2 protein-coding genes are annotated in these 1241 nt (G+C 42.4%); one reads left to right on the top strand and one right to left on the bottom strand.

From position 1 onward, the window contains the following. Nucleotides 1-127 (top strand): methyltransferase RsmF C-terminal domain-like protein (locus R7E00_RS24015; RefSeq protein WP_318124764.1); only part of this gene is annotated, 127 nt, incomplete at its 5' end. Nucleotides 128-409: 282 nt separating this feature from the next. Here the strand turns inward: R7E00_RS24015 and R7E00_RS24010 are convergent. After that, complete coding sequence (locus tag R7E00_RS24010; protein ID WP_318124763.1) at nucleotides 410-1240, bottom strand: S1 RNA-binding domain-containing protein; 831 nt, start codon at nucleotides 1238-1240, stop codon at nucleotides 410-412. Nucleotide 1241 lies beyond the last annotated feature (1 nt).

Raw genomic sequence — 1241 nt, 5'->3', positions numbered from 1 at the left:
GAAAACGGGTAAAGGCGAAGTGCTAGTTAAGTACCAAGGTGCGATTATCGGTTTAGGTAAGTGGGTCAGTAACCGCATTAAAAATGGTCTTCCTCGTGAGTTAGTACGAGATAAGAACTTATTTTAAAGAAATGACGAACCATAAATAAATGAAAAGCCATCGTATTTGCGATGGCTTTTTAGTTCGTAAGTATGAAAGCTCGTAGGGCTGCTAGCGATTCAAGCTCGCTGTACTAAACTGAAGATATCAAAGTAACGCTTTGATACGGCATTTCTCTCTACGTTAACCACCCAATAAATGGTTGACGAAAGTTTAGCGCAGGCTCTGTAGAGCCGTTTCCCCTAGGCCCAAAAAATGGAAGAGTTTGGGCCGTTTTTTTGGCTGCTTTCTAGCGTTTAAGCAGATAAGTTAAGCGAGACGGATACCGTCTTTCTCAATCACAATCTTACCTTGCTTGTACAAACCGCCGATGGTCTTTTTGTACGTGCCTTTACTTGTACGGAAAGCATCAAAAATCGCTTCTGGCGAAGACTTATCGTTCAGAGGAAGGAAACCGCCCTTCTTCTCCAAGAGATCAATAATCTTGCTTGAAAGATCATCCATCTTCGCCACACCGACTTTTTGTAGAGATAAGTCAATTTTGCCATCTTCACGGACTTGCTTGATGTAACCTTTCAGTTTTTTACCGATAAACAGCTTACCAAATACATCAGAAGGGAAAATCATGCCCCAGTGTTTGCCGTTTACAATCGCTTTGTAACCAAGTTGACTGCGTTCCGCGATAATCAGATCAACTTCTTCGTTTACTTCGTAGTTTGCTGGCGTTTTATCAAGCCACTTGTTGAACTTCGTCGTACCAACAATACGTCCCGACGCTTTATCGGTGTAAACATAAACCAGAATGTTTTGACCCGCAGTAAAGCGAGCTCGTTGCTCACTAAATGGGATAAGAAGGTCTTTCTCTTTAATGCCCCAGTTTACGAATGCACCCGTTTGATTGATGCCTTCGATTTTCATCAAGCCCCACTCGCCTACTTGAGCGATTGGCTTGTCAATGGTCGCAGCAAGTTGGCTTTCTGAGTCAAAGTACAAAAATACTTCGATGTGATCGCCAAGTTCAGTGCCTTCAGGTACATGTTTGTTAGGCAGCAGAACAGAGCCGTAATCGTCACCATCCAGAAATACGCCAAAATCAGCCTTTTTAATGACTTCTAAGCTGTTAATTTGACCAATTTTAATC

Source organism: Vibrio sp. Vb1755 (genome assembly GCF_033338635.1).
GTDB lineage: Bacteria > Pseudomonadota > Gammaproteobacteria > Enterobacterales > Vibrionaceae > Vibrio > Vibrio alginolyticus.
The sequence above is the reverse complement of the archived record's forward strand: the minus strand, read 5'-3'. Positions and strand labels throughout refer to the sequence as shown.